Origin of the sequence: Crenobacter oryzisoli (assembly GCF_030385785.1) — a bacterium.
Lineage (GTDB): Bacteria > Pseudomonadota > Gammaproteobacteria > Burkholderiales > Chromobacteriaceae > Crenobacter_A > Crenobacter_A oryzisoli.
On the sequence record NZ_JAUEDK010000027.1, the window covers coordinates 1 to 26,995 of the forward strand.

The window sequence follows — 26,995 nt, forward strand, 5'->3', positions numbered from 1 at the left end:
CTTATATGGACGCCTCCCGGCTTGGCAAGCGATGTTCGATGCGGGCTTCGAGATCTGGCTGCAGACTTATATCCGGCCTTTATTGCAGACTCGGAGTCTGCTGGCCCTGATGGAATTCGCAGGGGAAGGCCTCATCTCCTTGGAGTCCTCGAAGGACTGGCCATCATTCAGGCTTACTTCCCCACGGTCCGACCTGTTCTGCCATCAAGCGCACATCAACCTGCGCAACCTTTCAGCGATCCACCTCCTAAAGGGTTCGTTAATCTTTTACGCGGCCTTGGCCACGTAGTCCGTTTGATACGTCCGGCCATGGGCCAACAGCGCCCAGATCGTTCGTGCCATCTTGTTGGCCAGCGCTACCACCGCCGCATTGAACGGTCGTCGCGCCAGCAACTGGTCCAGCCAGGGATCGCGCACCTTCTGATGCGTCGCCACTGCCCTGGCGCCATGAATCAGCAGCGTGCGCAGATACACATCACCGCGCTTGCTGATCCCCAGCAACTTCACTCGCCCGCCGGTGCCGCTCTGGCGTGGCACCAGGCCGAGGAAGGCGGCAAACTCGCGCCCAGACTTGAATGTCTTGGCATCCCCAATCATTGCTACCGCCGCTGTTGCGGTGAGCAAGCCGACACCCGGAATGGCCATCAGTCGTTTGGCTGCTTCATCTTCCTTCTTCCACACCGCCAGCTTGTGCTCAAGCTCGGCGATGTCTTGGCCCAATGTCTCAATTCGCTGTAGTTGGCTACGGATCGCTTCGATCACCATCACTGGCAACGTGTCTTCCAGCCGCGCAAGCTCATCAGGAATCCGCTCCAGCGCCTTGTGTCGCCCCTTTGGCAGCTCGGCTCCGAACTCGTACAACAGCCCGTGTAGCTGGTTAGTCTGCATCGTCCGCATCTTCACCAACTGCTCGCGCATCCGGTGCAACATCAGCACGCTTTGCTGGCCTTCGCTCTTGAGCGCGACGAACTTCATCCCTGGCCGCTGCGCCGCTTCCCAGATCGCCTGCGCATCGGCTGCGTCGGTCTTGTTGCTCTTCACGAACGGACGGACGAACTGCCCGGGAATCAGCCTGACCTCATGCCCAAGCTCCTGGAACAGCCGGCCCCAGTAGTGCGCACTGCCGCAGGCCTCCATCGCGATCACCGACGTTTCCCGGTTGGCGAAGAACTCGTTCAGTTGCGCCCGTTTCACTTGCCGGCGGCAGATTTCACCGGTAGCGGTATCCACCCAATGCAGTTGGAAAACCCGCTTTGCCAGGTCCAGACCGAATGTCGTAATCTTCATATCGAGCCCTCCTTACCGTTTGTGGTTGTTGCTACACCACCACTTTGGCACTTTAGATGCCGTCAGGTATTGCGAGGGCTCCTGTCGTTCTGCAGACCGCCGTCGTCACCTTCGGGCAGGAGGGAGGCGTCCATTACATCTCCATGATGGCGACTACCATTCGTAAGTAGCCGGGGGGACACGTTTTGCCAGTCAGGTCCCACACCGGCTGACTATCATGCTTAGAGTAGCTAACAAAAACGGTGGCGGTTCATTTTTCCTCAATAGCTCCCGGTGTGGCGATCCAGGCGGACTTGTGCCGACAGTGCCACGATACCGGAAAGGTTACAGTGCCACAGCCCGGCGTTTTGTTGGCAACTCCCAGCCCGCGAGTAGTCGGGCTGTGCTTTCTGTGTGGAGCAATGCACATGTCCATCAGGCTGTTTTCCCGGCCCGGTCTGGCGCTACGCTGGGGCGGTGTCGTCGCAGGCGTGATGGCCTTGTCGGTGTGGAGCCTGGCTGGGTGGGGTGAAGCCAAGCAGGCGGCCAGCACCAAGCCGCCGCCGGCTGCGGTCGTCACGGTGCGGGTCGCTCGTCAGAACGTGCCGATTTTCCTCGGTGGCGTCGGCACGGTGCTGGCGGAACGGAGCGTCACCGTCAAAGTCCGGGTCGATGGCCAGCTCGACAAGGTGCTGTTCGTCGAGGGCCAGGACGTCAAGGCAGGCCAGCTGCTCGCGCAGATCGACCCGCAGGCACTGCAGGCCCAACTGGCGCAGGCCCTGGCTCAACAGGCACGCGATGAGGCACAACTCTTGAACGCGCGCATCGATCTGCAACGCTACAGTCAGCTGCTCAGTCAGGATTCTGTGTCCCGTCAGACGTACGACACTCAGAAGGCGCTGGTCAATCAGCTTGCCGCCGCGGTCAAGAGCGACGCCGCTCAAGTCAGCTTCGCCCGGGTCCAGCTTGGTTACACCACCATCCGCTCGCCGCTATCCGGCCGCACCGGCGCACGCCTGATCGATCCCGGCAATATCGTTCATGCCACCGACAATACCGGTCTCGTGGTGATCAACCAGATCGATCCGATCATGGTGCAGTTCACCGTGCCCGAGGACTACTTCGGCGCGATCAACCGCGCAATAAGCCCCGGCTTGCCGCCGTTGCCGGTATTCGTTTACTCCCGCACCGATGCTGCCACCCCGCTGGGGCGTGGCGTGCTGACGCTGGTCAACAACCAGATCGACAGCTCGACCGGCACGCTGACGCTCAAGGCCCGCTTCGCCAATCCGGGGCACGAGTTGTGGCCGGGGCAATACGTCAATGTGCGGCTGCGGGTCGGCACCCGCACCCAGGCGCTGACCGTGCCGACCGCAGCGATCCAGCGCGGTCCCGATGGCACCTATGTGTATAAGGTCGACGCGGACGGCAGGGCCCGGTTGCAGCTGGTGCGACTCGGTCCGGTCCAGGCCGGCATGGCCATCGTCGAGCAGGGCCTGGCGGGAGGCGAGCGGGTGGTGCTCGAGGGACAGTACAAGCTCAGGCCCGGCAGCAGCGTGGTCGAAGCGCGTAGCGCCGGCGCAGGGGCAGTGCGGTGAACCTGTCGGCGATCTTCATCCGCCGGCCGATCGGCACTTCGCTGCTGGCGATGGCGATTCTGCTGGTCGGCCTGGCGGTGTGGCCGCTCTTGCCGGTGGCGCCGCTGCCGCAGGTGGACTTCCCGACCATCCAGGTGACGGCCAACCTGCCCGGCGCCAGCCCCGAAACGATGGCGTCCAACGTGGCGACGCCGCTGGAGCGCCAGTTTGCGCTGATCGCCGGACTCTCCCAGATGACCTCGACCAGTGCGCTTGGCTCGACCAGCATCACGCTGCAGTTTGACCTCGACCGCAATATCGATGCCGCTGCGGTGGACATCCAGGCGGCGATCAACGCCGCCGCCGGCCAGCTGCCGACCAATCTGCCCAGCCCTCCGACCTACCGCAAGATCAACCCTGCCGACTCGCCGATTCTGGTGATGTCGGTGTCGTCCCACTCCCATCCGCTGACCGTGGTGAACGACTACGCCGACAACATCCTGGCGCAGCAGATCTCGCAGATCGAGGGGATAGGTCTGGTCACCATCGGCGGCCAGCAAAAGCCCGCGATCCGGGTGCAGATCGACCCGGTCAAGATTGCGGCGCTGGGTCTGAGCCTGGAGGATATCCGCAACCAGATGGTCAATGTGACGGTGAATGCCCCCAAGGGCACCTTCAACGGCATCAAGCAAAGCTACACCGTCTACGATAACGACCAGCTGCTTAGTGCCGCTCCGTGGAATGAGGTGATCCTGGCCTACAGGAACGGTGCGCCGATCCGGGTGCGCGACATCGGCGTGGCGATCGACGGGGCGGAGAACACCACGTTCTCCGGCTATGCGTTCGCCGGCAAGGCAATGACGGTTGAGAACGACGTGCCTAACGGCCGCTCGATTATCCTCGCCGTGCGCAAGCAACCGGGCGCCAACGTGATCGACACGGTGGCGCGCGTGAAAGCGGCCATGCCCAAGCTGCGTGCGGCCATTCCGCCGTCGATCCACGTCAACATCCTTACCGACCGCACCCAGACCATTCGTGCCTCGGTAGAGGATGTTGAGTTCACCTTGGTGCTGACCATCATCCTGGTGGTGCTGGTGATTTTCATCTTCCTGCGTAACCTGCCGGCCACGCTGATCCCGAGCGTCACCGTGCCGCTGGCGCTGTTCGGTACTGCAGCGATCATGTACCTGCTCGGCTTCAGCCTGGACAACCTGTCGCTGATGGCACTGACCATCTCAGTCGGCTTCGTGGTCGACGATGCGATCGTGGTGTTGGAGAACATCTACCGCCACGTCGAGGACGGCATGGAGCCGATGGATGCAGCGCTGCAGGGGGCGGGCGAGATCGGCTTCACCATCGTGTCGATCTCGGTGTCGCTGGTGGCGGTGTTCATTCCCTTACTGTTGATGGGCGGCATCGTCGGCAGGCTATTCCGCGAATTCGCTATCACGGTGACGCTGACCATCGCAGTGTCGGTGTTCGTGTCCCTGACGCTGACGCCGATGATGTGCTCACGCTACCTGAAGCACGACCATACCCGCCGGCACGGCCGACTCTACAACCTGTTCGAACGCGGCTTCGACGCGATGCTCGCCGGCTACAAGCGCGTATTGGAGAAGGTGCTGAAACACCAGCTCACCACGCTGCTGGTGTTTATCGCCACGGTGACGGTCTCGGTGCTGCTCTATGTGGTGATCCCCAAAGGCTTCTTCCCGCAGCAGGACACCGGCTTCGTGTTCGGCTTTGCCGAAACCGGCCAGGACGCCTCGTTCCAGGCCATGGACAAGTACATGCTGCAGATCGCCGACGTGGTGCGGCAGGACCCGGCTGTGCTGAGCTTCGCCGCGGTGGCCGGCAGCACCACCTTCAACACCGGCAATTTCTACATCAACCTTAAGCCCAAGGCCGAGGGCCGCAAGCTCAACGCCGACCAGGTGATCGCGCGACTCAGGCCCAAGCTCGCCAAGCTGCAGGGGGTGAACCTGTTCCTGCAGGCCGGCCAGGACATCAACGTGGGAGGGCGGCTGTCGCGCACCCAGTACCAGTACACGCTAACCGACGCCGACCTTGGCGAGCTGAACGTGTGGGCGCCTCGCGTGCTCGAGCGGCTGCGCAAGCTGCCACAGCTGACCGACCTTGCCACCGACCAGCAGAACACCGCGCCCAGCGCCACGCTGACCATCGATCGCGACCGCGCCGCGAGCTTCGGTATCCAGCCGGCGCTGATCGACGCCACCATCTACGACGCGATCGGTCAGCGCCAGGTCACCCAGTACTTTACCCAGATCAACAGCTACCACGTGGTGATGGAGGTGACGCCAGCGCTGCAGGAAGACCCGGCGTTGTTCGACAAGCTCTATCTGACCTCGCCGTCGAGCGGTCAGCAGATCCCGCTGTCGACCTTCGTCAAGGTGGACACCAGCCAGACCGGCTACCTGTCGATCAACCACCAGAGCCAGTTCCCGGCGGTGACCATCTCGTTCAACCTCGCGCCCGGCGTGTCGCTGGGCGAGGCGGTGGACGCGATCAACCGCGCCCAGGAGCAGATGGGGGTGCCGGTGACGCTGCGAGGCGCCTTTCAGGGCACTGCCCAGGCCTTCCAGGACTCGCTGGCTACCCAGCCCTACCTGATTGCGGCGGCGCTGATCGCGGTGTACATCGTGCTGGGGCTTTTGTACGAGAGCTACATCCACCCGCTGACCATCCTGTCGACGCTGCCGTCGGCCGGGGTCGGCGCATTGCTGATCCTGATGGCGGGTGGCTACGACCTGTCGGTGATCGCGCTGATCGGCATCATCCTCTTGATCGGCATCGTCAAGAAGAACGGCATCATGATGATCGACTTTGCGCTCACTGCCGAGCGCGAGCAGAGCCTGACGCCGGAGCAGTCGATCTACCAGGCCTGCCTGCTGCGTTTCAGGCCGATCATGATGACGACGATGTGCGCCTTGCTCGCCGGCCTGCCGCTGATGCTCGGTACCGGTGCCGGTTCGGAACTGCGCCGGCCGCTCGGCTTCGCGATGGTCGGCGGCCTGTTGCTGTCGCAGGCGCTGACGCTGTTTTCCACGCCGGTGATCTATCTGTATCTCGACCGTCTCAATAACCGGCTGATGCGCTGGCGTCAGCGCGGGACGGTGGAGGCCAACCGCGCCGATTGAGGTGTAACGGGCCGGTTAATAATTAGTGAACCAGCTTGCCTGTTTAGAGCTGCTGACAAAACTCGACGAAGCGGCCTTGGCTAGGCGTGTAGCCGTAGACAGTACCTGTTGTACAGCAAGGCCGCATAACAACGCCAACAGGGTTTTGTTGGCGCTGCTAAATGAATGTCATACTGACAGGCAGGACCTGAGTCGAGCTCGCCATCATGAATGTAGCCGTCGCCCACCCCCGCCTGATCCTCGCCACCGTCTGTGCCATTGCGCTGATGAGCACCGCCGGGGTCGCGATGCCATACCCCATCCTCGCGCCGATCTTCGTCGAACGTGCACCGGACGGCTTCAACCACTTCCTCGCCCTGCCGGCCAAGCTGCTGCTGGGCATTGCGCTGGCTGCCAACCCACTCGGCGTACTGGTTGGCAGCAGCTTCGTCGGTGCGCTGTCCGACCGGCTTGGGCGCCGCCGCGTGCTTCTCGGCACCCTGACGCTGACCTTCATCGGCTACGGCCTGACCGCAGTGGCGCTGTCGTCCAAGTTTTACGTGCTGTTCGTGCTGACCCGCTTCCTGACCGGTCTGACCGAGGGCAATGTGCCGGTGGCACGGGCGATCCTCGCCGATCTGCACCCGGTGGTCGATCGCAGCCGCTCATTCGCGCTGCTCAACGCCATGCTTTATATGGGCTGGCTGGTCGGGCCGATGATCGGGGGCTTTACGCTGCCGCTGGGCGAGTCGGTACCGTTCTGGCTGGCATCGCTCGCGATGCTGCCCTGCCTCGCGATCCTTGCCTGGCTGCTGCCGGAGACCGGGATGGTCGCTGGCGGCGAGCATCGGCCGCTGTGGCAACTGGTGCGGGAGCAGCACTCGTTCCGGCTGCTCGGCCGCGACCCGCTGCTGGCCGCGCTGTTCTGGATGCAGCTCGCGTTCGCGCTCGGGGTCAATGCCTTCTACGACTTCTACCCGGTGTGGTTAGTCGAGTTTGCCGGTTTTAGCAGCGCCGGTATCGCTTTGGTCACCGCCGGGTTGTGCTTGGTGATGAGTAGCGCGGCTGGGCTGGTCGGGCAGGGGCGCGCCGGTGACGCGCTGCAGCGCGCACGCCGTCACGCTGCACTGTTCGCCGGCGGCCTACTGCTGCTGTCACTGACGTCGGGCTGGCCCGGCATCGTGCTGATCGTGGTGATCGGCCTGCCACTGTCGCTGTACAACACGCTGCTGCCAGTGTGGTGCTCGGAGCGCTTCGATGCGTTCGGGCAGGGCAGCGTGATGGGCTTGCTATCGACGATTTTCTGCTGCGCCGCAGTGCTGATATCGCTGTTCGGCAGCGTGCTTGCGCTGTTCGACACCCGGCTGGTGATGCTGCTGGGCGGTACAACCTGCTTGTTGGCGACGTTGCGGCTGGGCAGCCTGCTGCAGCGCGCCCGCCTGGCGGGAGACCCGACATGAGAGCCCGGCCGAACGGCTGGCCCAGTTAGCGGGGGCGCAACGAGGAAGGCGATAGGTCGAGCTGATCGAGGAAGAGGGCGGTTGGAGGCTGGCTGAGAGCCACTGCCCGATCTGTGCAGCGGCGAACCGCTGCCAGAGGCTCTACCGTAGCGAGCTGGTGCTGTTCCGCTGCCGCTTCGGCGAAGAGGCAAACGCAGGATCATCCGAGTGTAGCGGATCGTACACCGGCACTCAGGCGTCGGCGGTCATCGCTTGGCAGACATCCACCCAGCGCCCACCGGTGATCTCGGCGAGCCGAGCTGGGGTCAGCCGTACTGCACTGTGTACTGCGCCGGCCGCCGGCAGCACGTCGTCGAATCCCTGCAACGAGCTGTCCAGGCAGATCGGCAACGCGGTGGCCAGGCCGAACGGGCACACCCCGCCGACCGGGTGGCCAGTCAGTTCGACCACTTCATCGGCCGGCAGCATCTTGGCCTTGCCGCCGAAGGTGTCCTTCATCTTGCGGTTGTCGATGCGCGCATCGCCGCGCGCCACCACCAGCACCACACCCTCACCGATGCGAAACGCCAGCGTCTTGGCGATGCGCCCCGGCTCCACGCCATGCGCTTCGGCGGCAAGGCTGACGGTGGCGGTGCTGGTTTCCAGCTCGATGATGGCGATGTCGGGCGCGGCCACGGCGAGGTGGGCGCGTACGGATTCCAGGCTCATGCTAGGACTCTCTGTCTTGTGATTGTGGCGACATGATAACCCGAGTGAGCGTCTGCGCTGCAGTCTGAGCCTGTCGCCGCACCGCTCCTCCGCAACCTACAAGCGTTCGGCCCCTGGAGGCGAATGACCGGGCGGAGCAGTAGGATGTCGCGGCTCAATCGTACACAGGCAGTGTCAGCGTTTCCTTCACTTCCTCCATCACCACATAGCTGCGCGACTCGTTGGCCGAAGGCAGCTTCAGGAGGATCTCGCCCAGCAGCTTGCGGTACATCGACATGTCGGTGATACGCGCCTTGATCAGGTAGTCGTACTCGCCTGACACAAGATGGCATTCCTGCACCTCGGGCAACTTCTGAATCTCGCGGCGGAACGCGTCGAAGATGTCGCCCGACTTGGCCGACAGCTTGATCTCGACGAACACCAACAAGGTGGCACCGAGCGCTTGCGGGTTCAGTCGCGCGTAATAGCCCTCGATCACACCATCACGCTCCAGTCGGCGCACCCGCTCGGTGCACGGCGTGGTCGACAGGCCGACCTTTTCGGCCAGCTCGGTCATCGACATGCGGCCGTTGCTTTGCAGGTGGCGCAGGATCTTCAGGTCGATCTTGTCGAAGGGGCGGTCAGCGCTGGTTTTGGATTTCATGTTTTCACTGAAATAAGTGTAATTGGCGTGAGATAACAATACTTTACCAGCAAAATTTGGTGAAAAAAACTACTATTTGCTCAATATACTGTTGGAAATCACTGCAGTACATTGCGGTGGCGCAAACATCGGTCAAAACCGGGGTGCGCTAGCCGTCGGCCAAGGGGTCGACAGGCGGGGAAAACAAGGCAATTAGGAGAGCAGGCATGAAGGTAATCGTACTGGGCGGTGGTGTCGTGGGTGTGTCGACCGCATGGTATCTCGCCAAGGCGGGCTGTGAAGTCACCGTGATCGAGCGTCAGGATGGCGTCGCACTGGAAACCAGCTTTGGCAATGCCGGCCAGATCTCTCCGGGCTACGCCGCGCCGTGGGCCGCACCCGGCATCCCGATGAAGGCGGCCAAGTGGCTGTTCCAGAAGCACGCCCCGCTGGCGATACGTCCGGACGGTTCGCTGTACCAGCTGCAGTGGATCGCCAAGATGTTCGCCAACTGCAATCCGAAGGCTTACAACCTCAACAAGGGCCGCATGATGCGCCTTGCCGAGTACAGCCGCGACAAGATTAAAGAACTGCGTGCCGAGACCGGCATCCAGTATGAAGGCCGCCAGGGCGGTACGCTGCAGCTGTTCCGTACCCAGGCCCAGGTAGACAGCATGGGCAAGGACATCGAAGTGCTGCGCGAGTGCGGCGTGGACTTCAATGTGCTCGATCCCGACGGTTGCGCCCGCGTCGAGCCGGCGCTGGCCAAGACCAAGCACAAGCTCACCGGCGGCCTGCAACTGCCGAACGACGAGACCGGCGACTGCAACCTGTTCACCAAGAGCTTGGCCGAGCTGTGCCAGGCCCAGGGGGTGAAGTTCCTATTCGGCCAACGCATCGAGAAGCTGCTCGACGATGGCAAGCGCCTGACCGGCATCATCGCCAACGGTGTCACCTACACCGCCGACCACTACGTGCTGGCGCTGGGCAGCTACTCGCGCGACCTGCTCAAGACCATCGGCATCGACGTGCCGGTATACCCGGTGAAGGGCTACTCGCTGACCGTGCCTATCGTCAACGCCGCCGGCGCCCCGACCTCGACCATCCTCGACGAGACCTACAAGATCGCCATCACCCGCTTCGACGACCGCATCCGCGTCGGCGGCATGGCCGAGCTGTCCGGCTACGACCTGTCGCTGAACCCGCAGCGCCGGGCTACGCTGGAAATGGTGGTGAACGACCTGTACCCGGAAGGCGGCGACGTGAAGGCCGCCAGCTTCTGGACCGGCCTGCGTCCGATGACGCCGGACGGCACGCCGATCATCGGCGGCACCCGCTACAGCAACCTGTCGCTCAACACCGGTCACGGCACGCTGGGCTGGACCATGAGCGCCGGCTCCGGCAAGGTGCTGGCCGACCAGATCGTCGGCCGCAAACCGGAAATCAGCGTCGACGGCCTGTCGATCCAGCGTTACGCTCGTGACGGTGAGAAGCTGGTGGTGCCGTTCGGCCGCCCGGCTTCGGCCAACGCCTAAGGAGTCGTCATGCGTCCGCTCGTTGCCGAAATCCGGCTCGACAATCTGATCCACAACTACAAGCTGTCGCGCAGCCGCCATGGCGGCCGTGCGCTGGCGGTCGTGAAGGCCAATGCCTACGGCCACGGCGCGGCCAAATGCGCACAAGCGCTCGCCGACGTCGCCGACGGCTTCGCGGTGGCCTGCCTCGAAGAGGCGCTGGAATTGCGCGAGGCCGGCATCAAGCGGCCTATCGTGCTGCTCGAGGGCGTGTTTGAAGCGAGCGAACTCGACGAGGTTGCCCGCCATGGCCTGTGGCCGGTGGTGCAGAGCGAGGAACAGCTGCAGATGCTGCTGGCTGCCCGTCCTGCCGCGCCGTTCAATGTCTGGCTGAAGATGGACTCCGGCATGCATCGTGCCGGCTTCTACCCGCACGACTACGCGCGAGCCTACCAGCGCTTGGCCGACAGCGCGAACGTCGGCGACATCGTCAAGATGACCCACTTCGCCCGTGCCGACGAGCCGGAACTGTCGACCACGCAGGCGCAGATCGAGACCTTCGATGCCGCTACCGCCGGCCTGCCCGGCGCGGTCAGCATCGCCAACTCGGCCGGCATCCTGTCGCACCCGCGCGCGCGCCGCGACTGGGGCCGCCCTGGCATCGTGCTGTACGGTGCGTCGCCGCTGCCGGAAGGCAACCACGACGGCGACGGCCTGAAGCCGGTCATGCGCCTCGCGACCAAGGTCTTCTCGGTGCGCGAGCTGCCCGCTGGCGAGACGATCGGTTACGGCGGCACCTGGACTAGCGACCGCCCGACCCGCATTGGCCTGATCGCTTGCGGTTACGCCGACGGCTATCCTCGCCTGGCTTCTACTGGCAGTCCGGTCGCGATCGACGGCCAACGCAGCCGGATCATTGGCCGGGTATCGATGGACATGATCATGGTCGACCTGACCGATCTGCCGGGTGCCGGCATCGGCAGCGAGGTGGAACTGTGGGGCGATGTGGTCAGTGTCAACGAGGTGGCCGCTGCCGCCGGGACGATTTCGTACGAATTGCTGTGCAACGTGAAACGTGCGCACAAGCGGTATGTGTAAGACGTGGTGATGTGAGGAGCTTCATCCCTGTTCGGCCCGACGTGTGACGTCGGGCTTTTTTTCGTTCGGCGACAGCCGAACCAGCAAGGGGGCTCAAAGTGGCGTGGCGATCTCGCCTAGCCGCTGCTTCTCGACCAACTCCAGGAACGCGTCGCCCAGGCGCTGGCTCTCGGCGGTGCTCTGCCGCCACGCAAGGATTCGCTCGGTGTCTCGTCCAGCGAAGCGCTTGAAATCGCCGCGGTCCGGCAGCCTGCCCAGCGGCAGTTTCGCCAGGTATTCGCGCGACGGGAAGACCAGCACGGTGTGGCGCTGATTGGCGGCATCATGCCGGCGCCACGGCAGGAACTTGTCGAACCAGCCCGGCACAATGCGGTCGGTGAAGTGTGGGTATAGCGTGATGCCGTCGCGGCGCGCGAACGGGTAGTCGATGTGATAGTCGGCGAGGCCGCCATCGCGGAACCGCCCCTCGGCTACGCCGGGAAGCGTGACGCCCGCCAGCACCAACGGGATGGCCACCGTGCCCATCAGCGCGGCACGAAGGTTGCCCGAATCAAGGGCCACGCGTTCGGTCGGCAGGCCGTCGTCGGGGACGAAAGCGAGCGTACTCGCCGGATGGTGGCACAGCACCCGGCTGAACGCGAAGCGGGTCAGCCGACGGCTCGCGGCGTTCAGCGAGGCGGCAAGCACCAGACCGCCGAGTTGGGGCAGCCGGCCCTCGCTCGCGAGCAGACCACGGGCGCGCACCAACAGCAGTGTCAGCCGATAATGAGAGTGATCGAGCAGGCGTGCGAAGCCGCCGTCGCCCAATACATCCATCAGCATCGTCTCCGTCTGGCGGGTAATACTGTGCACCGTCGAGCCGGGCGGGTAGGTCTCTACCGTATAGCGCTCGGCCAACCTGGCGAGCGCCGCCGCCGGATCATCCTGCAGTGCACAGGCGAAGCGCCAGGCGCCGATCGACGCCCCAACCAATTCGCGCTCGCGCGGCGCCCCGGCCAGCCAGCCGAAAACCGCTTGGTCGAGCCCGGTGAGGCCGATCGCTTTTGGGCCGCCTGCCGCGCCGGGCAGTGTGGATACCATCGCCGGACTCAGGCCATCGCGGCGCAACGTGGCAAGGGCACCGGGGCCGGCGCGCACGCTCAACACGGGGTGGGGGAGATGGATGGCAGTCATGCTATATGCCAGCAGGGACAAGGGCTGCCGATGGGCGGCCGGAATCCGGTATCATGGCGAAAATCTATCGAGGAGCTGAAAATGATACCTGCAAGCCAATTGGCCGACTATCTTTCCGTACAAGGGTTGGATATCGAACGCGTCGAAGTACAGATTGCCGCGTTGACGCTGTCGGCGGTGCTTGAGGTGCCCAAACCGAACCCGCCGCGCGACCTGTTCCGCTACCGTGTGCCAAAACTGTCCGAGGACGGCGCCTGCTCGCTGATCGAGGAACTGGCCGACGAGCCGTACGACCTGACCCCTCTGTTCGAAGAACACGAAGAAGCGCATGCCCACCTCGTCAATCTGAATGCGCTGATCGACTCGGTCAACCAGCGCATCGGCGCGGACTGGCTGGGTATCTATCGTGCAGTCGGCCATATGGACGACGCGCGTCTGATCAAGCTCGCCTACACCGGCCGTGAGAGCCGTGCCGAGTTTCCGCTGACGCACGCCTTTGCCGAGAAGAGCAACAATAGCCGCGTCGGCCTGACCGGCTGGGGGGTGGTCATCGACGACATTGCCAAATGGCAGGAAATGGGCGGCAGCTACTACGAGTGCGACGACAAGGTGAAGAGCGAGGTCTGCCTGCCGATCTGCACCTCGACCGGCGCGGTGCTCGGCGTCATTGACGCCGAGTCGTCCGAGGTCGGCTTCTTTACGCCGGAAAGACAGGCGTGGCTGGTGGCGCTGGCACTGGTGCTGGCCGAGCCGATGCTGAATCTGCCGCTTGTTGAAGGTCTTTGAATAAGCTTATCGAAAAGTTGAGCTTTTCACTCGGGTAAAAGCCCCTTACCATTTTGTATTCGCTCACCGAACAGAATTCCCATGAACTCACCCGTAGCATCCGACCTGTCCGATTCCACCCACGCCGTCACCTTTGTCGCCAAGTGCAAGCTGCCGACCGAGTGGGGCGAGTTCACCATGCACGGCTTCGAAGAAGTCGCCACCGGCCGTGAACACGTGGCGCTGACGATGGGTGAGGTCGACGACGGCTTGCCGGTGCTCGCGCGCCTGCATTCCGAATGTCTGACCGGTGACGCGCTGTTCTCGCGTCGCTGTGACTGTGGCCCACAGCTGGCCGCGGCGCTTGAAGCAATCTCGCGCGAAGGCCGTGGCGCCTTGCTGTATCTGCGCCAGGAAGGGCGCGGCATCGGTCTGATCAACAAGATTCGCGCCTATCAGCTGCAGGACGGGGGCGCCGACACCGTCGAGGCCAACGAGCAGCTCGGTTTCCCGGCCGATATGCGCGACTTCCGCATCGCCCGCGACATGCTGGCCGAACTGGGCATCGCCCGCGTCCGCCTCTTGACCAACAACCCGCGCAAGATCGCCACCTTGCGTGAGATCGGCATCGAGGTGGTCGAGCGGGTGCGCTTGGTCGTGGGCAAGAACGTCCACAACGAGCGCTATCTCGCCACCAAGGCCGCCAAGCTCGGCCATCTGTTCGGCGACGAGTAAGCGCTATTGCAGGTTTGAGCACGGCCCGGCTGCTAGGCAGCTTGGGCCGTTTTGCTTTTTGGTCGATAACAAGGAAAAGGTCGGTTGAAACCGGCTTGGAGATGCCGACAGAATTAAATATTAATTTAATTCTGTTGTTAGTGTTTTTGGCGAAAACGTGCCCTATACCGAAAGTAAAGGAGCTTCGTCATGAACATCAGTCCTTTGGCGTGGAAGTGGGGGTTGAGCGCCGGCCGCCGGGTTCGCCCGGCGACGCGCGACAGAGCCGCGAGTGGTTACACCGACGCGATCTCGCGGGTGGAGATGACTCCGCATCTGGAGCTGCCACTCGGCTACTATCCGGAAAGCATCCGGCGCGAGATGATGGTTGCCGAGCGCCTGCAGATGCGCCAGCGTCAGCTGGCGCGCGAGCGCTTGCCGCGCCTGCTCGACGAGCTGAACGAGCTTTATGCTGGGGCGGTGGTGATCAGCGAGCGCAAGGTGGTGATCGGTGAGTGCAACCGGCTCAGCACCTATCTGGACGATCTCACGGCGCTGACCGAAGCGTTGCTGATGCACCCGCTCGACCGGCCGCTCGATACGCTCGACGAGGACGAGCCGGCGTGGCGCTACTATCCGTCCGACGACGAGTACTGGTTGCTGGGCCGGGCGATCGAGCTCGGCCGCGAAGTGCAGGGGGTGTTGATGCTGAAATTGCGTGGGCGCGCAGAGATCGAAGCGGTGCTGAAGCTGCCGCTGGCGCAGCTGGCCAATGCGGTAGAGCAGGACCGCCGGCTGCATGGCGCGGAATAAGAGCCGCTAACAAACCCTCCCGGCGTTGTTGCGCTGCCTTGCCGTACTACTTGTACTGTCTGCGGCAGCACGCCTAGCCGGGGCCGCTGCGCTAGGCTCTGTTAGCGGCTCTGAAGCCTGACCGAAAGGCCGGCCGAAAAGCAAAAAACCTCAAGTCGAAGCTTGAGGTTTTTCGTTTTTGGTGGAGGTAAACGGGATCGAACCGATGACCTCTTGCATGCCATGCAAGCGCTCTCCCAGCTGAGCTATACCCCCGAAAACTGGTGTGCGGTGCAGTGCACCGACAGGAAGCGAACTATACCGGCTCCCACGGGTGTCGTCAACAGCGGCAGCATAAATAGTCTCAGCCGGGGTTGTCAGCCTATCGCCTGCTTGTGCATCGGGACCAGCCCTCTCGGTACTGTCCGGTCGGGGGAGGGGCGGGACAGCCGGCAGTCGCAGTACAGCGTGCCGGCGACAAGGTAGACCCGGCTCAACCGGGCGCCGCTGACGAATGTGTTGCCGCATGCTGCGCACACCCACCTGTAGGGGGGCGGTGCTGGTTCTTGTTCGCGTCGTTCCAGCTCGGCGTACAGCTGCTCCAGCGTGGCTTTGCTCAGATTCATGAGCCTCTCCAGCATCGGTGATGAGGCGTCGGACCGCCCCAAAAAAACCGCCCGGCGAGCCGGGCGGAAAGGAGGAATGCTCGATATCACTGGTGAACGTGCGGCGGCGTCAGCGGGGACGTTTGGGCGACGAATTCATAACCCTGCTTGCGCCCCAGGACATTGCGGGCACGCTCCAGATCGATGTCTTTTTCCCAGCGGGCCACCACCACGGTGGCAACGCAGTTGCCGATCAGGTTGGTCAGCGCACGGGCGATGCCCATGAACCAGTCGACCGACAGCACCAGCACCAGGCCGATCACAGGGATAGCCGGGATTGCCGACAGGGTTGCCGCCAGGATCACGATTGCCGAACCAGGGATGCCGTGCGCACCCTTCGAGGTGACCAGCGACACCGCCAGAATGGTCAGCAGGTTGGCCATTGACAGCGGGGTGTTGGTGGCGTGGGCAATAAACACTGCGGCCAGTGTCAGGTAAATCGAGAAACCGTCCAGATTGAACGAGTAGCCGGTCGGGATCACCAGGCCGACGGTCGAGTCCTTGATGCCCAAGTGTTCGAGCTTGCGCATTACCTGCGGCAACACGGCGTCGGACGAGGCGGTGCCGACCACGATGGACAGCTCTTCACGCAGATAGCGCAGGAACTGCACGATGTTGAGGCCCGCCAGCTTCATGATCGAGCCGAGCACGCCCAGAATGAACAGCGCACAGGTCACGTAGAACATCACGACCAGGCCGCCGAGCTGCTGCAGCGAATTCACGCCGTACTTGGCGGTGGTGAACGCGATCGAGCCGAACACGCCGATCGGCGCCAGACGCACGATGATCCCGATCAACTTGAAGAGCACGTGACCGCTCTCGTGGATCAGGCGGATCACCCCGCCTGCCGATTCACGCATCAGGCTCAGTGCGCAGCCGAACAGGATGGCGAAGACCAGTACCTGCAGGATGTCACCGTTGGCGAATGCGCCGAACACCGTGCTCGGAATCAGGTTCATCACGAACGACACGCCGCTTGCATGCTGCAGAGTGTGAGCACGTTCGGTATACGCCGTGAGGGAGCTGGCGTCGAGCGCTTTCGGATCGACGTTCATGCCCACGCCCATGCTGCTGTGAAATGCCAGGACCAGGCCGAGTACCAGCGCCAGCGTGGTGACGATCTCGAAATAGACGACCGCCTTCACACCGACCCGCCCGACCTTCTTCAGGTCGCCGGCGCCGGTGATGCCGCTGACCACCACGCAGAACACGATGGGCGCGATCAGCATCTGGATCAGCTTGATGAAGCCGTCGCCCAGGGGTTTGAGGCTGACGGCCTGCTCGGGCATCAGTACGCCGACGGCGATACCGAGCACGAGGCCGATCATCACCTGCATGAACAACGACTTCTTGGTGAGTTGCAACATGGTTTCTCTTCTCCTGTCGTAGATAGGTATGTTGTTGTTATGAAATGCGGCTCAGGCTTGGCCGGTTGGGGCGTGTTCCCGCCCCTTGACCGGCTGCGACCTAGGCGCCGCGTATCGGAATACCCAGCCTTTCGCCGGCATTAATGATGTGCTGCTGCATCGCGGCACTGGCCGCCGCACTGTCGTGCGCCTTGATCGCACGCAGAATTGTTTCCTTTTCGGCGAGGGCGGCACGCATCTCCTGCGGCCGTGCCAGCATGATGTCGCGTGCGTGGCCGATCGCCTCGCTCGCCTGTTCCATCACTTGCTTGAATACCGGATTGCGCGAAAAGCCGACCAGCTGGCGGTGGAACAGGATGTCGGCCTCGACTGCGGCCGACGTATCGTTCGCATCGAGCGCCTCACGCATGTCGAGCACCGTCAGGCGCAGCTGCATCAGCTCCTCGGCATCGATCGACTGCGCCACCAGCCCGACGACGAAGGGCTCGAGCGCGAGACGCAGCTGGAAGACGTCTTCGGGCCGTGCCTGGGGCACTGCCGCGCTGGCAGCTTCGCCCTGAGGGGCGGCGCTGACCACGAATACCCCCTTGCCGGGGTGTGAGCGCAGAAAGCCCAGTGCTACCAGCACCGAGATTGCCTCGCGCAGCGGCGGACGGCTAATGCCGAGCTGGTCGGCTAGGTCGCGCTGCGAGGGCAGCATGTCGCCGGGCAGCCAGGTGCCCTGCTTGATCGCGTCGAGAATACTGCGGGCGGCCACGTCGCCCAGCTTCGAAGAGGTGAACATTGTTAGTGGGTCTGTGTGTTGAAGTCTGTCTGTAACTTACACCGGTCAAACTGGTATTACCAGTAAGATCGCAAGCAAAGCGATAAACGGAAAAGGGCGACCGTGGCGAAGACGGGTAGGGGCAGTAGTCGATTTGCCTTGAGATTCGCTTACTTGCCGAGGTTAGGGCAGGTACAAAATCGGACGTTACGTTTTTGCAACGGTCATGGCTCGGCACCGTGGCTAGATGATGGTGAGCCATCGTCATCTTCGACGTTAACTGGAGGGCCTCGCGGTGAAGGTGCGAGCGGAACTGGGAAGATCATTGGACGATGAACCGCAAAACGGTCCATCGCAGAGGGAGGTAAAAGTATGCCATGGGCACATGGACGCACCCGGCTTTGAGGCTAGCCCTCCGAAGGCCGGCTCCTGCCGGTGCATCGGGTTGTCGTTCGTTCCGGGCAGCGAACGACACTGGGCGGAGCGCTCTCCTGGTGCTGCACCCGGCAGGATGCCGGTCGCAGCCGCAAAAAGACTTTGAACAGGCTCTTACATGTGCTCGGGTTCCATGCTGAAGCTCACCACGCCATCGAAGCGAGACAGTTCTATGGCCAGCTGGGATAACGAGGCTCCCCGATGCTTGCGGAGGGCAATGGCGGTGAAGTGCCATTCTGGCTGTCCGTCGCGGTAACTGATGGACAGGCTGCTGCTGAGAATATCGTAGCCGCGCTCCAGCGCAACGCGCTGCAGTACCGGTTCTTCCGGCGTAAAGCCTTGCGCGAATCGCAATATCACGCCAATCGCCGGGCGCGACGGCAGCCATTCTTCCAGGCGGGAGAGCAGGAACATCGACACGGCCACGGTCAACGTCAGCATGATGGCCGCAACGTAGAAGCCGAGGCCGACCAGCACGCCGATGACCGAAGAGGTCCAGATCGATGCTGCAGTGGTCAGTCCGCTGATATTGAGGCCATCCCTCATGATGACCCCGGCTCCCAGGAAGCCGATGCCGGTGACGATGCCCTGAATCACCCGGGTGGGGTCGGCGGAGCCGCTGGCCAGATGCCCGCCGCCATACCAATAGGCGGGGTAGCCGACGATGACGGTCAGTGCCGCGGAGGCCATGCAAACCAGCCCGTAAGTTCTAATGCCGGCCGCTCGCCCCCAATAGGCACGTTCGTAGCCGACCACGATGCCGAGCAGCAGGGCACCCAATAGGTTGAGTACGATCACGGCATTGACGCCGACGAAGCTGCCGGACCAGTAATTGGTGAGTTGTGGGAAGGGTAGGGTGCTCATCACGAAGGAATAAAAACGCCAGGAAAAAGAATCGAATCGTCACTGTAACAAGCCGGGTTTGGCATCGTCACGCCTAGTCGGCATGGCAGGGGCTGTGGCGCATCCCGCCCTAAAGCCATTATCAAAACCTTTCCGGCATTGCTCGCTGCCTTGCCGTTCCCCTTGTGCTGTCTGTGGCAGCGCGCCTAGCCGGGAACGCTTCGCTGGGCTTTGTTCGCGGCTCTTGCAAATCAGTCTGTGCTTGGCCGAACTGGGCGGTCGAGAGGGGCTTCGGCAGGGGGCAGTGACTTGGCTGGCGGCTCGTCAAGAGCGGGAGGGGCGTTCGGCCTTGCCGTAGTCCTTGCGACAGGGGCTGCGCCACGCATCATAATTCTGTATACGTTAGACGATAGAAAACAGGGAGCCGTGATGGCATATCTTGACGTGGCGGGCATCACGAGCTGGCATGCCCATGTGTATTTCAATACGAACAGCCGCGATGTTGCATGGGCGTTGCGTGAAGAGGTGATTGCACGTTTCGGCAGTATCGCAGAGGTAGGCCGCTTTCATGAGCGACCGGTTGGCCCTCATCCGGTATGGAGCTACCAGATCGCGTTCAAGCGAGCGCATTTTGCCGACATCGTGGAGTGGCTGGCGCTCAACCGCGGCATCCTCGACGTTCTGGTGCATCCCAACACCGATAACGAGCTGCGCGACCATCGGGACCACGCGATCTGGCTCGGACTGCCTCATCGGCTTGACCTGCGGGTCGTCGGCGGCTGAAAGGGGGCGAGCGGCCGTCAGGCATATCGCCGACTTCCGCCGCCGTATCGGTTCCTCTTTAATGGCGACTGCTAGACCCGGAACTGCGCAATCTCTCCGTTGAGGTGTGACGCCAGCGCCGCCAAGCGTTCCGAAGCGGCGGCAATGTCGCCAATCGCGCGGGCATTCTGATGGCTCATCTGCGAGATGGACTCGACATTGCGGGCAATGTCCTGGCTCGCCTTGGATTGCTCGCCGGAGGCGGTGGCGATGTCGCTGAGGATGCCCGACACCTCGCGGGTGCGCTCGTCGATGCTCGATACCTTGGCGCTGGCCTCGCCAGTCAGTGAGACCCCTTGCAGTGCCTGCTCGCTGACGCCCTGGATGCGCTGCACTGCCTGTTCGGTATCGTGTTGGATGGCGTCGGTCATTGTGGTGATCTGCTTGGTCGCCTCGCTGGTGCGTTCGGCCAACTTGCGCACCTCGTCCGCCACCACCGCAAAGCCGCGACCCTGCTCGCCGGCGCGCGCCGCTTCGATCGCCGCGTTCAGCGCTAAGAGATTGGTCTGGTCGGCGATGTCGCGGATGGTGGAAACGATGGTGGAAATCTGCTGCGAGCGCTCGCCCAGTGTCTGCACCTCGCGGCTAGACTCGCCCACCGAGGCGGCGATGCGTCCCATCTCGTCGGTGGCGCGATCCACGGCGGAGCGGCCGTCCTGGGTCAGATTGCGCGCCTGCCCCGACAGGGCGGCCACTTCGCTCAGGTGGCTGGTGATCTGGGTGATGCTGGTGCTGATCTCTTCCACCGTGGCGGCGGTGGCCATTGCCGATTGGTTCTGGGTGGTCGAGCTGTCTTCGATCAGTTGCAGGTTATGCGACAGTTGGGCGAGTTCGTCGGACACGGTACGCGAACTCTGCGCCACCTCCCGCAGGATCGAGCGGAAGCGATCGATCAGCGAGAAGAATGCCACGGCGATCTGGCCGACCTCGCCGCCGCCTTGTGGCGGCCGGTTGCCGGTCAGGTCTCCGCTTTGGGCGATCTCGGTCATCCAGTCGCGCAGCGCCTCCAGTGGCTGGCTGATACTGTGAGCAATGCGCCATGCCAGCAAGAGCAGCAGCAATAGGCCAGCGCCGATCCAGCCACCCAGCAGCCAGGCCTTGTGCCGGAACTCGGCCTCGACGTCGTCCACATAGACGCCGGTGGCCACCACCCAATTCCAGGGAGCGTAGAGCCGGCTGGTGCTGATCTTGTCGACCGGTTCGTCGTGGCCGGGCTTGGCCCACTGGTAGTTGACGAATTCCCCCTTGTCGCGCATGGCGGCGTCTACCAGCAATACCACCGGGCGGGCGCCGTTCGGGTCTTTCAGGTTGCTTTGGTCCTTGCCGTTCATTTCTGGCTTGAGAGGGTGGCGCACCATGCGGTAGCTGGTGTCGTAGAGCGCAAAGTAGTTGCCGTTTTCGTAGCGCAGGCTGGCGATCGCATCGGCGGCGGCGCTCTTGGCCTCGGTCAGCGGCAGTTTGCCTTGCTCGGCCAAGCGGCCGTAGTGCTGCAGGATCGAATAGCTGGCGTCGACCAGGTGGCGCGTGCTGGTGCGGCGTGCATCCAGCAGCCCCTCGCGCTCATTGAACAGCACCCAGCCGGCCACGGCTGATACGAACAGGAATACCAGCAGTGTCAAAAGCCACAGTTTGTGGCGAATCGTTGTTTCCGGAACCATCCCCACGCCTCCGAAGGAAAGCAATATACTAACCTTTCAGCTTGTAGCGTCATTTTGACCAGCTTTACAACGTGTACAAAATCAGCATGTTACAAAACACTGGAAGTGACATTACTAGTGAAAACCTTAGTAAAACGGGGAGCACCCGATGGCGGCTCCCTGTATCACTGCTTTTCAGTCTATCTTGCGAAATATTCAATAAGAACGAACAAATAGTCGTCTTTATATGTAAATTAATTATCAACTTAGTGCCGAGATAGCCTAGTTAAGCCTGTTGTTTGTCTGGCTATACCGGCCTATTTCACCTCTCAGTAGACAAATTATCTACTTAGAATGAATTATTTTTTATGAATTTTGGATTTATTTGACGCTAGGTGTGCTGGATGTGCAGGGCGGAAAGCGGATCGTCGTGGCTTAGGATGAAGTGAGGGTGGGATGCTGTGCTGCTGCATAGGGGAAAAAGGGGTGTGGCATGTCAGTACTATTAGTTTGCCAACTAATAGTAACTAAGGTAACATTAATCATGGAAAACATAGATGTGTTGCGCCTGCAGTTGACCGGGTCGCTGCTGCAAGTGGGGCGGCGCTGGCGCCAAGTTACCCACGACGCGGTCACCGTCTACGGCGTCTCTGCCGCCTGCGCGACCGCGCTGGTGTTTATTGGCCGGCTCGGCGAGGGCGTGAACCAGGTGGCGTTGGCCGAACAGATCGGCATCGAGGGCGCCTCGCTGGTGCGCCAGATCGACCAGCTGAGCGAGCTGGGTCTGGTGCGGCGCGAGCGCGGCGCCACCGACCGGCGCGCCAACACGCTCTGGTTCACCGATGCGGGCAGGGAAGCGGCCGCGAAGATCGAGGCCGAGCTGGTCAAATTGCGGGCATCCGTATTTAAAGAAATCAGTCAGCAGGATCTGGAGGCGACGCTGCGCGTCTTTCATGCGCTGGAGCAGGCGGCTTCTCCCACTCATTCAATGACGTCTTGACCCTAGAGTCTCAACAACATTTTCATCATGATTTCCTTGCCCTCCTGGCGAGATTGGCTGTTTTCAGCCAAGGCCTTCACCGCTGCCATGCTGGCGCTCTATATCGCGCTGATGCTCGGCCTGCCGCGTCCGTACTGGGCGATGGCGACCGTCTATATCGTGTCGCATCCGCTGACCGGTGCCACCCGCTCCAAGGCGCTGTACCGCGCCTTGGGTACGTTGCTCGGTGCCGCCGCCTCCGTGGCGTTTGTGCCGCTGTTCGTCAATGCACCGGTGCTGCTCAGTCTGGTGGTGTCCCTCTGGATGGGGACGCTGCTCTATCTGTCACTGCTCGATCGCACCCCGCGCAACTATGTGTTCATGCTGGCCGCCTATTCGCTGTTGATCATTGGCCTGCCGTCGGTGTTCCACCCCGACATGGTGTTCGACATCGCGGTGGCGCGCAGCGAGGAGATTCTGCTCGGCATCGTCTGCGCCAGCGTGGTGGCCGGCTTGATCTTCCCGAGCAAGGTGACGCCGGTATTCAGTGCGCGCATTGCCGCCTGGATACGCGATGCGTCGACCTGGGCGGCTGAGACGCTGGCGCCGGAGAAGGCCGCCGATCTCGGCCCGGCCAGTCGCCATCGCCTCGCTGCCGACATCCTGGCGCTCGACCAGCTGATCACCCAGCTGTCCTACGATGCGGGCAGCGCCCGGCTGGTGCGCCATGCCCGCGAGCTGCGCGGCCGCATGAGTATGCTGCTGCCTATCCTGTCATCGCTGTCGGCCAACGTCGCCACGCTGCGCCGCCAGACTTTGGGCATGCCGGCCGAGCTGACCCGCCAAATGGCCGAGATCGCCGCTTGGATGTGCCGGCGTGATGCGGACGGCGCTCGCGCCGAGGCCGAGCGGCTGCTGGCCGAGCTGGCGTCGCCGGCCGAGGTGACGGGCCTTGGCTGGTCCGAGCTGGTCGTTGCCCACGCCCGGGCGCGGCTGCGCTCGCTGGTTTACCTGTGGCAGGACTGCCTGTCGCTGCAGCGGATGATCGCCGAGGGCGAGAGCGGCGAGGGCTGGCGGCCGGCTTACCGGCGCTGGGAGGTCGGCGGCAAGAACCGTCACTACGACTTCGGCATCATGCTGTTCTCGGCCGGCGTGGCTTCGCTCGGCACCTTCATCGCCAGCCTGGTCTGGATCAACCTGGGCTGGGACGACGGCGTCAGCGGCGTGATCCTCTGCGGGGTGGCGTGCTGCTTCTTCGCTTCGCTGGACGAGCCGGCGCCGTTGATCAAGACCTTCTTCGTCTGGACCTGCGCCAGCGTGGCGCTGTCGGCGGTGCTGCTGTTTCTGGTCATCCCCGCCTCGCATGAGTTCGAGACGCTGGTGGCGATGCTGGCGCTACCGTTCCTCGCCATTGGTACACTGATCGCCCAGCCGAAGTTCAACATGATGGCGATGTTGCTGACGGTGAACACCGCCAACTTCCTCGGCTTGCAGGGCGCCTATGAAGCCGACTTCCCGAACTTCTTCAACAGCAACATCGCCGGTGTGGTGGGGGTGCTGTTCGCGTTGATCTGGACGCTGGTCACCCGGCCGTTCGGGGCCGAGCTGGCGCTGCGCCGGCTGGTGCACTCCAGCTGGAAGGCGCTGGCGCGGATGGCCGCCGGTCGCCACACCGAAGACTATTCCACGCTGACCGCGCTGATGCTCGATCGCCTGTCGCTCTTGATGCCGCGTCTGGCCGCCAGCGGCCACGACAAGCTCACCGACGGTTTTGCCGAGTTGCGCGTCGGCTTCAGTACGCTTGACCTGCAGCGCGACGAGCACCGGTTGGCTGAACCGGCGCAGGGCCTGATCCAGCAGGTACTGCAAGCTGTGGCCGCCCATTACCAGCATTGCGCCGATGAGCGCCGCGCTTTCGCCGCACCGGCTCAGTTGGCGGTGGACATTGACGCGGCGATTCACGCGACGGCAGCCTGCGAGTACACCGCGGCATCCCGCGAGGCGCTCAATGCATTGGTGGAACTGCGCGTGACTTTGTTCCCGACCGACTCCGTGCCGGCTGTCGAACCGACTCCTCTCGATCCCGCCCCTAGCCTTGGAGCAAGCCAATGATCGGCGAAATCGATATTTACGGGGTATTCATCCCCAGTCTGCTGGTGCTGATGCTGATCGCTTTCGCGCTGACCGGCTGCCTGCGCTTCGTGCTGGCTCGCCTCGGGCTCTACAAGGTGATCTGGCATCGCTCCCTGTTCAACTTTGCCCTTTATGTGATCGTGCTCGGCGGCACGGTCGCGCTGACTCATCACTGGTTGCAATCATGAAAAATCTCACCCGAAAACTGGGGTCGGTGCTGCTGACCCTGATCGTTGTCGTTGCCGCGGTGCTGGTCGGCCAGCATCTGTGGGAGTACTACACTGCTGCCCCATGGACCCGCGATGGCCATATCCGCGCCGACGTGGTGCAGGTGGCGCCTGACGTCTCCGGGCTGATCACCGAGGTGAAGGTCCGCGACAACCAGCTGGTGAAGAAGGGCCAGGTCTTGTTCGTGGTCGACCGTGCACGCTTCGAGCTGGCACTGCGCCAGGCCGAGGCCGCGCTCGCCTCGCAACGTGCGACGCTGGCGCAGGCCAAGCGCGAGGCAGCGCGCAACCGTACGCTGGCCGACCTGGTCGCCAAGGAAAGCCAGGAGGAGAGCGACGCCAAGGTACAGCAGGGTGAAGCCGCCCTGGCCGCCGCGAGCGCGGCGGTGGACGTGGCGCGCCTCAACCTGGAGCGCACTGAGGTGAGGAGCCCGGTGGACGGCTACCTGAATGACCGCACCCCGCGCCAGGGCGATTACGTGGCCACCGGCCATCCGGTGCTGTCGATCGTCGACGCGCACTCCTTCCACGTCGACGGCTACTTCGAGGAAACCAAGATGAACGGCGTGCAGCTGAACCAGCCGGTCGAGATCCGCATCATGGGCGAGTCGCGCACGCTGCGCGGCCATGTGCAGAGCATCGCCGCCGGCATCGAGGACCGCGACCGCAGCAACGGCGCCTCGCTGCTGCCGAACGTCAACCCGACCTTCAACTGGGTGCGGCTGGCGCAGCGCATCCCGGTGCGCATCGCGCTCGACGAAGTGCCGGCCGACTTCCGCCTGATCGCCGGCCGCACCGCCACCGTGTCGGTGCAGCAGGACAAGGGTCAAGCCAAGTCGCAGGGGGCGCGGTCATGAAGTTGCTGCAATCGGCTATCGGCCTGACGCTGATTGGCGCGCTGGCCGCGTGTACTACGGTGGGGCCCGACTATAAGGTACCTGACCAGGCGGCGGTGAAGGCCCCGTCCGCCAACGGCCCGTTCATCGGTGCGCAGGGCGCCGCGGTGTCGCAGGCGCCGCTGCCGGAGGGCTGGTGGAAGCTCTACAAGGACCCGGTGTTGAACGACCTGGTGCAGCAGGCGCTGACCGCCAACACCAATCTGCGCATCGCTTCGGCCAACCTGCGTCGTGCGATGGCGGTGGTGACCGAGGTCGATGCCGAGCGCAATATCCACGCCGGCATGGCAGCCGGCGCCCAGCGTGCCCAGTTGTCCGGCGAGCAGTTCCTGGTCGAGGAGAAGCTGCCGGTGGTGAACCTGGGTGACGTCGGCATCAACTTCGCCTACCAGCTCGACCTGTTCGGCAAGCTGGCCCGCGGCGAGGAAGCTGCACACGCCAGTGCCGAGGCGAGCCTTGCCGCCGTCGACCTGGCCCGCGTCACTGTGGCAGCCGAGACGGTGCGCGCCTATGTGCAAAACTGTTCGGCGGGTCGAGAGCTGGAGGTGGCTCAGCACGAGCTCGACCTGCAGAACCGTAGCGTCGACGTGGCACGTCGCCTGTCCGACGCCGGCCGTGGCCGGATCACGGATGTGACTCGCGCCCAGTCGCAGGCGGACAGCCTGCGTGCCAACCTGCCACGCTTCCAGGCCGAGAAGGATGCGACGCTGTTCCGACTGGCGGTGCTGGTCGGCAAGACCCCGCAACAGCTGATGGCGGCCAAGGTTGACTGCCGCGAGGAGCCCAAGTTGACCCAGCCGATCCCGGTCGGCGATGGCGCGGCAATGCTCAAGCGTCGCCCGGACGTGCGCGAAGCCGAGCGCCAGCTCGCCGCCGCCACCGCCAAGATCGGCGTAGCCACCGCCGAGCTGTATCCGAGCATCACCCTCGGCGCCTCGGCCGGCTTCACCGGCATCTTCGACCATCTTGGTCAGGGGCGCACCGAACACTGGGGGTTCGGCCCCCTGATCACGTGGACCATCCCTGACAGCGGCGCACGTGCGCGGGTCAAGGCGGCCGAGGCCGACAGCGACGCGGCGCTCGCCCGCTTCGACGGGGTGGTGCTCAACGCGCTACGCGAAACCGAGACGGCGCTGACCTTCTACGCCAAGGACCTGGAACGCAACGCTGCCCTGCGCTCGGCGCGTGACAATGCGAAACAGGCCGCGCAGGACAACCGTCGCCTGTATACGGCGGGACGGGCGCCATACTTGTCCAGCCTGGACGCCGACCGCACCCAGGCCAGCACCGAGGCGGCGCTGGCGGCATCGGACAGCCAGCTGGCGCTCGACCAGGTCAACCTGTTCCTGGCGCTGGGTGGCGGCTGGGAGCATGCGCCGGCGATCGCCAAGTAAGGCGGAGC

General features: G+C 63.4%; 24 protein-coding genes and 1 tRNA gene. 15 read left to right on the forward strand and 10 right to left on the reverse strand.

Translation table 11 applies throughout. The features are described from left to right. Positions 1-289, forward strand: a 289-nt coding sequence (locus tag QU481_RS14725) for a hypothetical protein (protein ID WP_289828580.1), incomplete at its 5' end; no start/stop codon positions are given. Here QU481_RS14725 and QU481_RS14730 read toward each other — a convergent pair. Beyond that, positions 268-1,287 (reverse strand): IS110 family RNA-guided transposase, encoded by a 1,020-nt coding sequence (locus QU481_RS14730; RefSeq protein ID WP_289828201.1) that lies wholly within the window; start codon positions 1,285-1,287, stop codon positions 268-270. The genes QU481_RS14725 and QU481_RS14730 overlap by 22 nt on opposite strands. A gap of 407 nt (positions 1,288-1,694) precedes the next feature. Here QU481_RS14730 and QU481_RS14735 point away from each other — a divergent pair, with 407 nt between their 5' ends. The 3 genes from QU481_RS14735 (at position 1,695) to QU481_RS14745 (ending at position 7,440) form a co-directional block, all read left to right on the forward strand. Continuing rightward, a complete protein-coding gene (locus QU481_RS14735) occupies positions 1,695-2,864 on the forward strand; it encodes an efflux RND transporter periplasmic adaptor subunit (protein WP_289830798.1) in 1,170 nt (389 codons plus the stop codon). Further along, the gene (locus tag QU481_RS14740; protein ID WP_289830799.1) at positions 2,861-6,001 is read left to right on the forward strand and encodes an efflux RND transporter permease subunit; all 3,141 of its coding nucleotides are present in this window, start codon (positions 2,861-2,863) and stop codon (positions 5,999-6,001) included. The genes QU481_RS14735 and QU481_RS14740 overlap by 4 nt, the downstream gene beginning before the upstream one ends. A gap of 206 nt (positions 6,002-6,207) precedes the next feature. Further along, positions 6,208-7,440, forward strand: coding sequence for an MFS transporter (locus QU481_RS14745; protein ID WP_289830800.1), 1,233 nt, complete (start codon positions 6,208-6,210; stop codon positions 7,438-7,440). Positions 7,441-7,671: 231 nt separating this feature from the next. On the opposite strand, the gene QU481_RS14750 is transcribed toward QU481_RS14745, so the two are convergent. Together QU481_RS14750 and QU481_RS14755 are read right to left on the reverse strand one after the other, a co-directional pair. Continuing rightward, on the reverse strand, positions 7,672-8,148 hold the full coding sequence (locus tag QU481_RS14750; protein ID WP_289830801.1) for a YbaK/EbsC family protein: 477 nt from the start codon (positions 8,146-8,148) through the stop codon (positions 7,672-7,674). Positions 8,149-8,302: 154 nt separating this feature from the next. Then, a complete protein-coding gene (locus tag QU481_RS14755) occupies positions 8,303-8,791 on the reverse strand; it encodes an Lrp/AsnC ligand binding domain-containing protein (protein ID WP_289830802.1) in 489 nt (162 codons plus the stop codon). A 191-nt stretch (positions 8,792-8,982) separates the two neighbouring features. Between QU481_RS14755 and QU481_RS14760 the strand changes: the two genes are divergently transcribed. Continuing rightward, positions 8,983-10,305: a D-amino acid dehydrogenase gene (locus tag QU481_RS14760; protein WP_289830865.1), complete on the forward strand. Its 1,323-nt coding sequence runs from the start codon at positions 8,983-8,985 to the stop codon at positions 10,303-10,305. Between the two features lie 9 nt (positions 10,306-10,314). Further along, complete coding sequence (gene alr, locus QU481_RS14765; RefSeq protein WP_289830803.1) at positions 10,315-11,382, forward strand: alanine racemase; 1,068 nt, start codon at positions 10,315-10,317, stop codon at positions 11,380-11,382. A 93-nt stretch (positions 11,383-11,475) separates the two neighbouring features. Here the strand turns inward: alr and QU481_RS14770 are convergent, their stop codons facing one another. Then, the gene (locus QU481_RS14770; RefSeq protein WP_289830804.1) at positions 11,476-12,555 is read right to left on the reverse strand and encodes a hypothetical protein; all 1,080 of its coding nucleotides are present in this window, start codon (positions 12,553-12,555) and stop codon (positions 11,476-11,478) included. A gap of 81 nt (positions 12,556-12,636) precedes the next feature. Here QU481_RS14770 and QU481_RS14775 point away from each other — a divergent pair, with 81 nt between their 5' ends. The 3 genes from QU481_RS14775 to QU481_RS14785 all read left to right on the forward strand — a co-directional run bounded on the left by QU481_RS14775 (position 12,637) and on the right by QU481_RS14785 (position 14,847). Continuing rightward, the gene (locus QU481_RS14775; protein WP_289830805.1) at positions 12,637-13,341 is read left to right on the forward strand and encodes a GAF domain-containing protein; all 705 of its coding nucleotides are present in this window, start codon (positions 12,637-12,639) and stop codon (positions 13,339-13,341) included. An 81-nt stretch (positions 13,342-13,422) separates the two neighbouring features. Beyond that, positions 13,423-14,055 carry a GTP cyclohydrolase II gene (ribA, locus tag QU481_RS14780; protein ID WP_289830807.1) on the forward strand — a complete coding sequence of 211 codons (633 nt, stop codon included), beginning with the start codon at positions 13,423-13,425 and terminating at the stop codon, positions 14,053-14,055. A 189-nt stretch (positions 14,056-14,244) separates the two neighbouring features. Continuing rightward, positions 14,245-14,847, forward strand: coding sequence for a hypothetical protein (locus QU481_RS14785; protein ID WP_289830808.1), 603 nt, complete (start codon positions 14,245-14,247; stop codon positions 14,845-14,847). A gap of 179 nt (positions 14,848-15,026) precedes the next feature. On the opposite strand, the gene QU481_RS14790 is transcribed toward QU481_RS14785, so the two are convergent. The 5 genes from QU481_RS14790 to QU481_RS14810 all read right to left on the reverse strand — a co-directional run bounded on the left by QU481_RS14790 (position 15,027) and on the right by QU481_RS14810 (position 18,920). Beyond that, a tRNA-Ala gene (locus QU481_RS14790) sits at positions 15,027-15,102 on the reverse strand. A gap of 101 nt (positions 15,103-15,203) precedes the next feature. Further along, positions 15,204-15,452: a hypothetical protein gene (locus QU481_RS14795; protein WP_289830810.1), complete on the reverse strand. Its 249-nt coding sequence runs from the start codon at positions 15,450-15,452 to the stop codon at positions 15,204-15,206. Between the two features lie 86 nt (positions 15,453-15,538). Then, positions 15,539-16,858 carry a C4-dicarboxylate transporter DctA gene (locus QU481_RS14800; RefSeq protein WP_289830811.1) on the reverse strand — a complete coding sequence of 440 codons (1,320 nt, stop codon included), beginning with the start codon at positions 16,856-16,858 and terminating at the stop codon, positions 15,539-15,541. A 100-nt stretch (positions 16,859-16,958) separates the two neighbouring features. Then, entirely contained in the window at positions 16,959-17,642 is a 684-nt protein-coding gene (locus QU481_RS14805; protein WP_289830813.1) for a FadR/GntR family transcriptional regulator, read from the reverse strand. A 528-nt stretch (positions 17,643-18,170) separates the two neighbouring features. Further along, entirely contained in the window at positions 18,171-18,920 is a 750-nt protein-coding gene (locus QU481_RS14810; protein WP_289830814.1) for an MgtC/SapB family protein, read from the reverse strand. Positions 18,921-19,328: 408 nt separating this feature from the next. Between QU481_RS14810 and QU481_RS14815 the strand changes: the two genes are divergently transcribed. Continuing rightward, positions 19,329-19,682 (forward strand): DOPA 4,5-dioxygenase family protein, encoded by a 354-nt coding sequence (locus QU481_RS14815; protein WP_289830815.1) that lies wholly within the window; start codon positions 19,329-19,331, stop codon positions 19,680-19,682. A 71-nt stretch (positions 19,683-19,753) separates the two neighbouring features. On the opposite strand, the gene QU481_RS14820 is transcribed toward QU481_RS14815, so the two are convergent. After that, positions 19,754-21,379 carry a methyl-accepting chemotaxis protein gene (locus QU481_RS14820; RefSeq protein WP_289830816.1) on the reverse strand — a complete coding sequence of 542 codons (1,626 nt, stop codon included), beginning with the start codon at positions 21,377-21,379 and terminating at the stop codon, positions 19,754-19,756. Between the two features lie 523 nt (positions 21,380-21,902). Here QU481_RS14820 and QU481_RS14825 point away from each other — a divergent pair. From QU481_RS14825 to QU481_RS14845, 5 genes are read left to right on the forward strand one after another with little or no spacing between them, the layout of a single operon-like run. Continuing rightward, a complete protein-coding gene (locus QU481_RS14825) occupies positions 21,903-22,358 on the forward strand; it encodes a MarR family winged helix-turn-helix transcriptional regulator (RefSeq protein WP_289830818.1) in 456 nt (151 codons plus the stop codon). Positions 22,359-22,385: 27 nt separating this feature from the next. Next, positions 22,386-24,449 carry an FUSC family protein gene (locus tag QU481_RS14830; RefSeq protein ID WP_289830819.1) on the forward strand — a complete coding sequence of 688 codons (2,064 nt, stop codon included), beginning with the start codon at positions 22,386-22,388 and terminating at the stop codon, positions 24,447-24,449. Beyond that, positions 24,446-24,658 (forward strand): DUF1656 domain-containing protein, encoded by a 213-nt coding sequence (locus QU481_RS14835; RefSeq protein WP_289830820.1) that lies wholly within the window; start codon positions 24,446-24,448, stop codon positions 24,656-24,658. Before QU481_RS14830 ends, QU481_RS14835 begins: the two co-directional genes overlap by 4 nt. Further along, on the forward strand, positions 24,655-25,554 hold the full coding sequence (locus QU481_RS14840; protein WP_289830821.1) for an efflux RND transporter periplasmic adaptor subunit: 900 nt from the start codon (positions 24,655-24,657) through the stop codon (positions 25,552-25,554). Before QU481_RS14835 ends, QU481_RS14840 begins: the two co-directional genes overlap by 4 nt. After that, positions 25,551-26,987 (forward strand): efflux transporter outer membrane subunit, encoded by a 1,437-nt coding sequence (locus QU481_RS14845; RefSeq protein ID WP_289830822.1) that lies wholly within the window; start codon positions 25,551-25,553, stop codon positions 26,985-26,987. The genes QU481_RS14840 and QU481_RS14845 overlap by 4 nt, the downstream gene beginning before the upstream one ends. Positions 26,988-26,995: the final 8 nt, after the last annotated feature.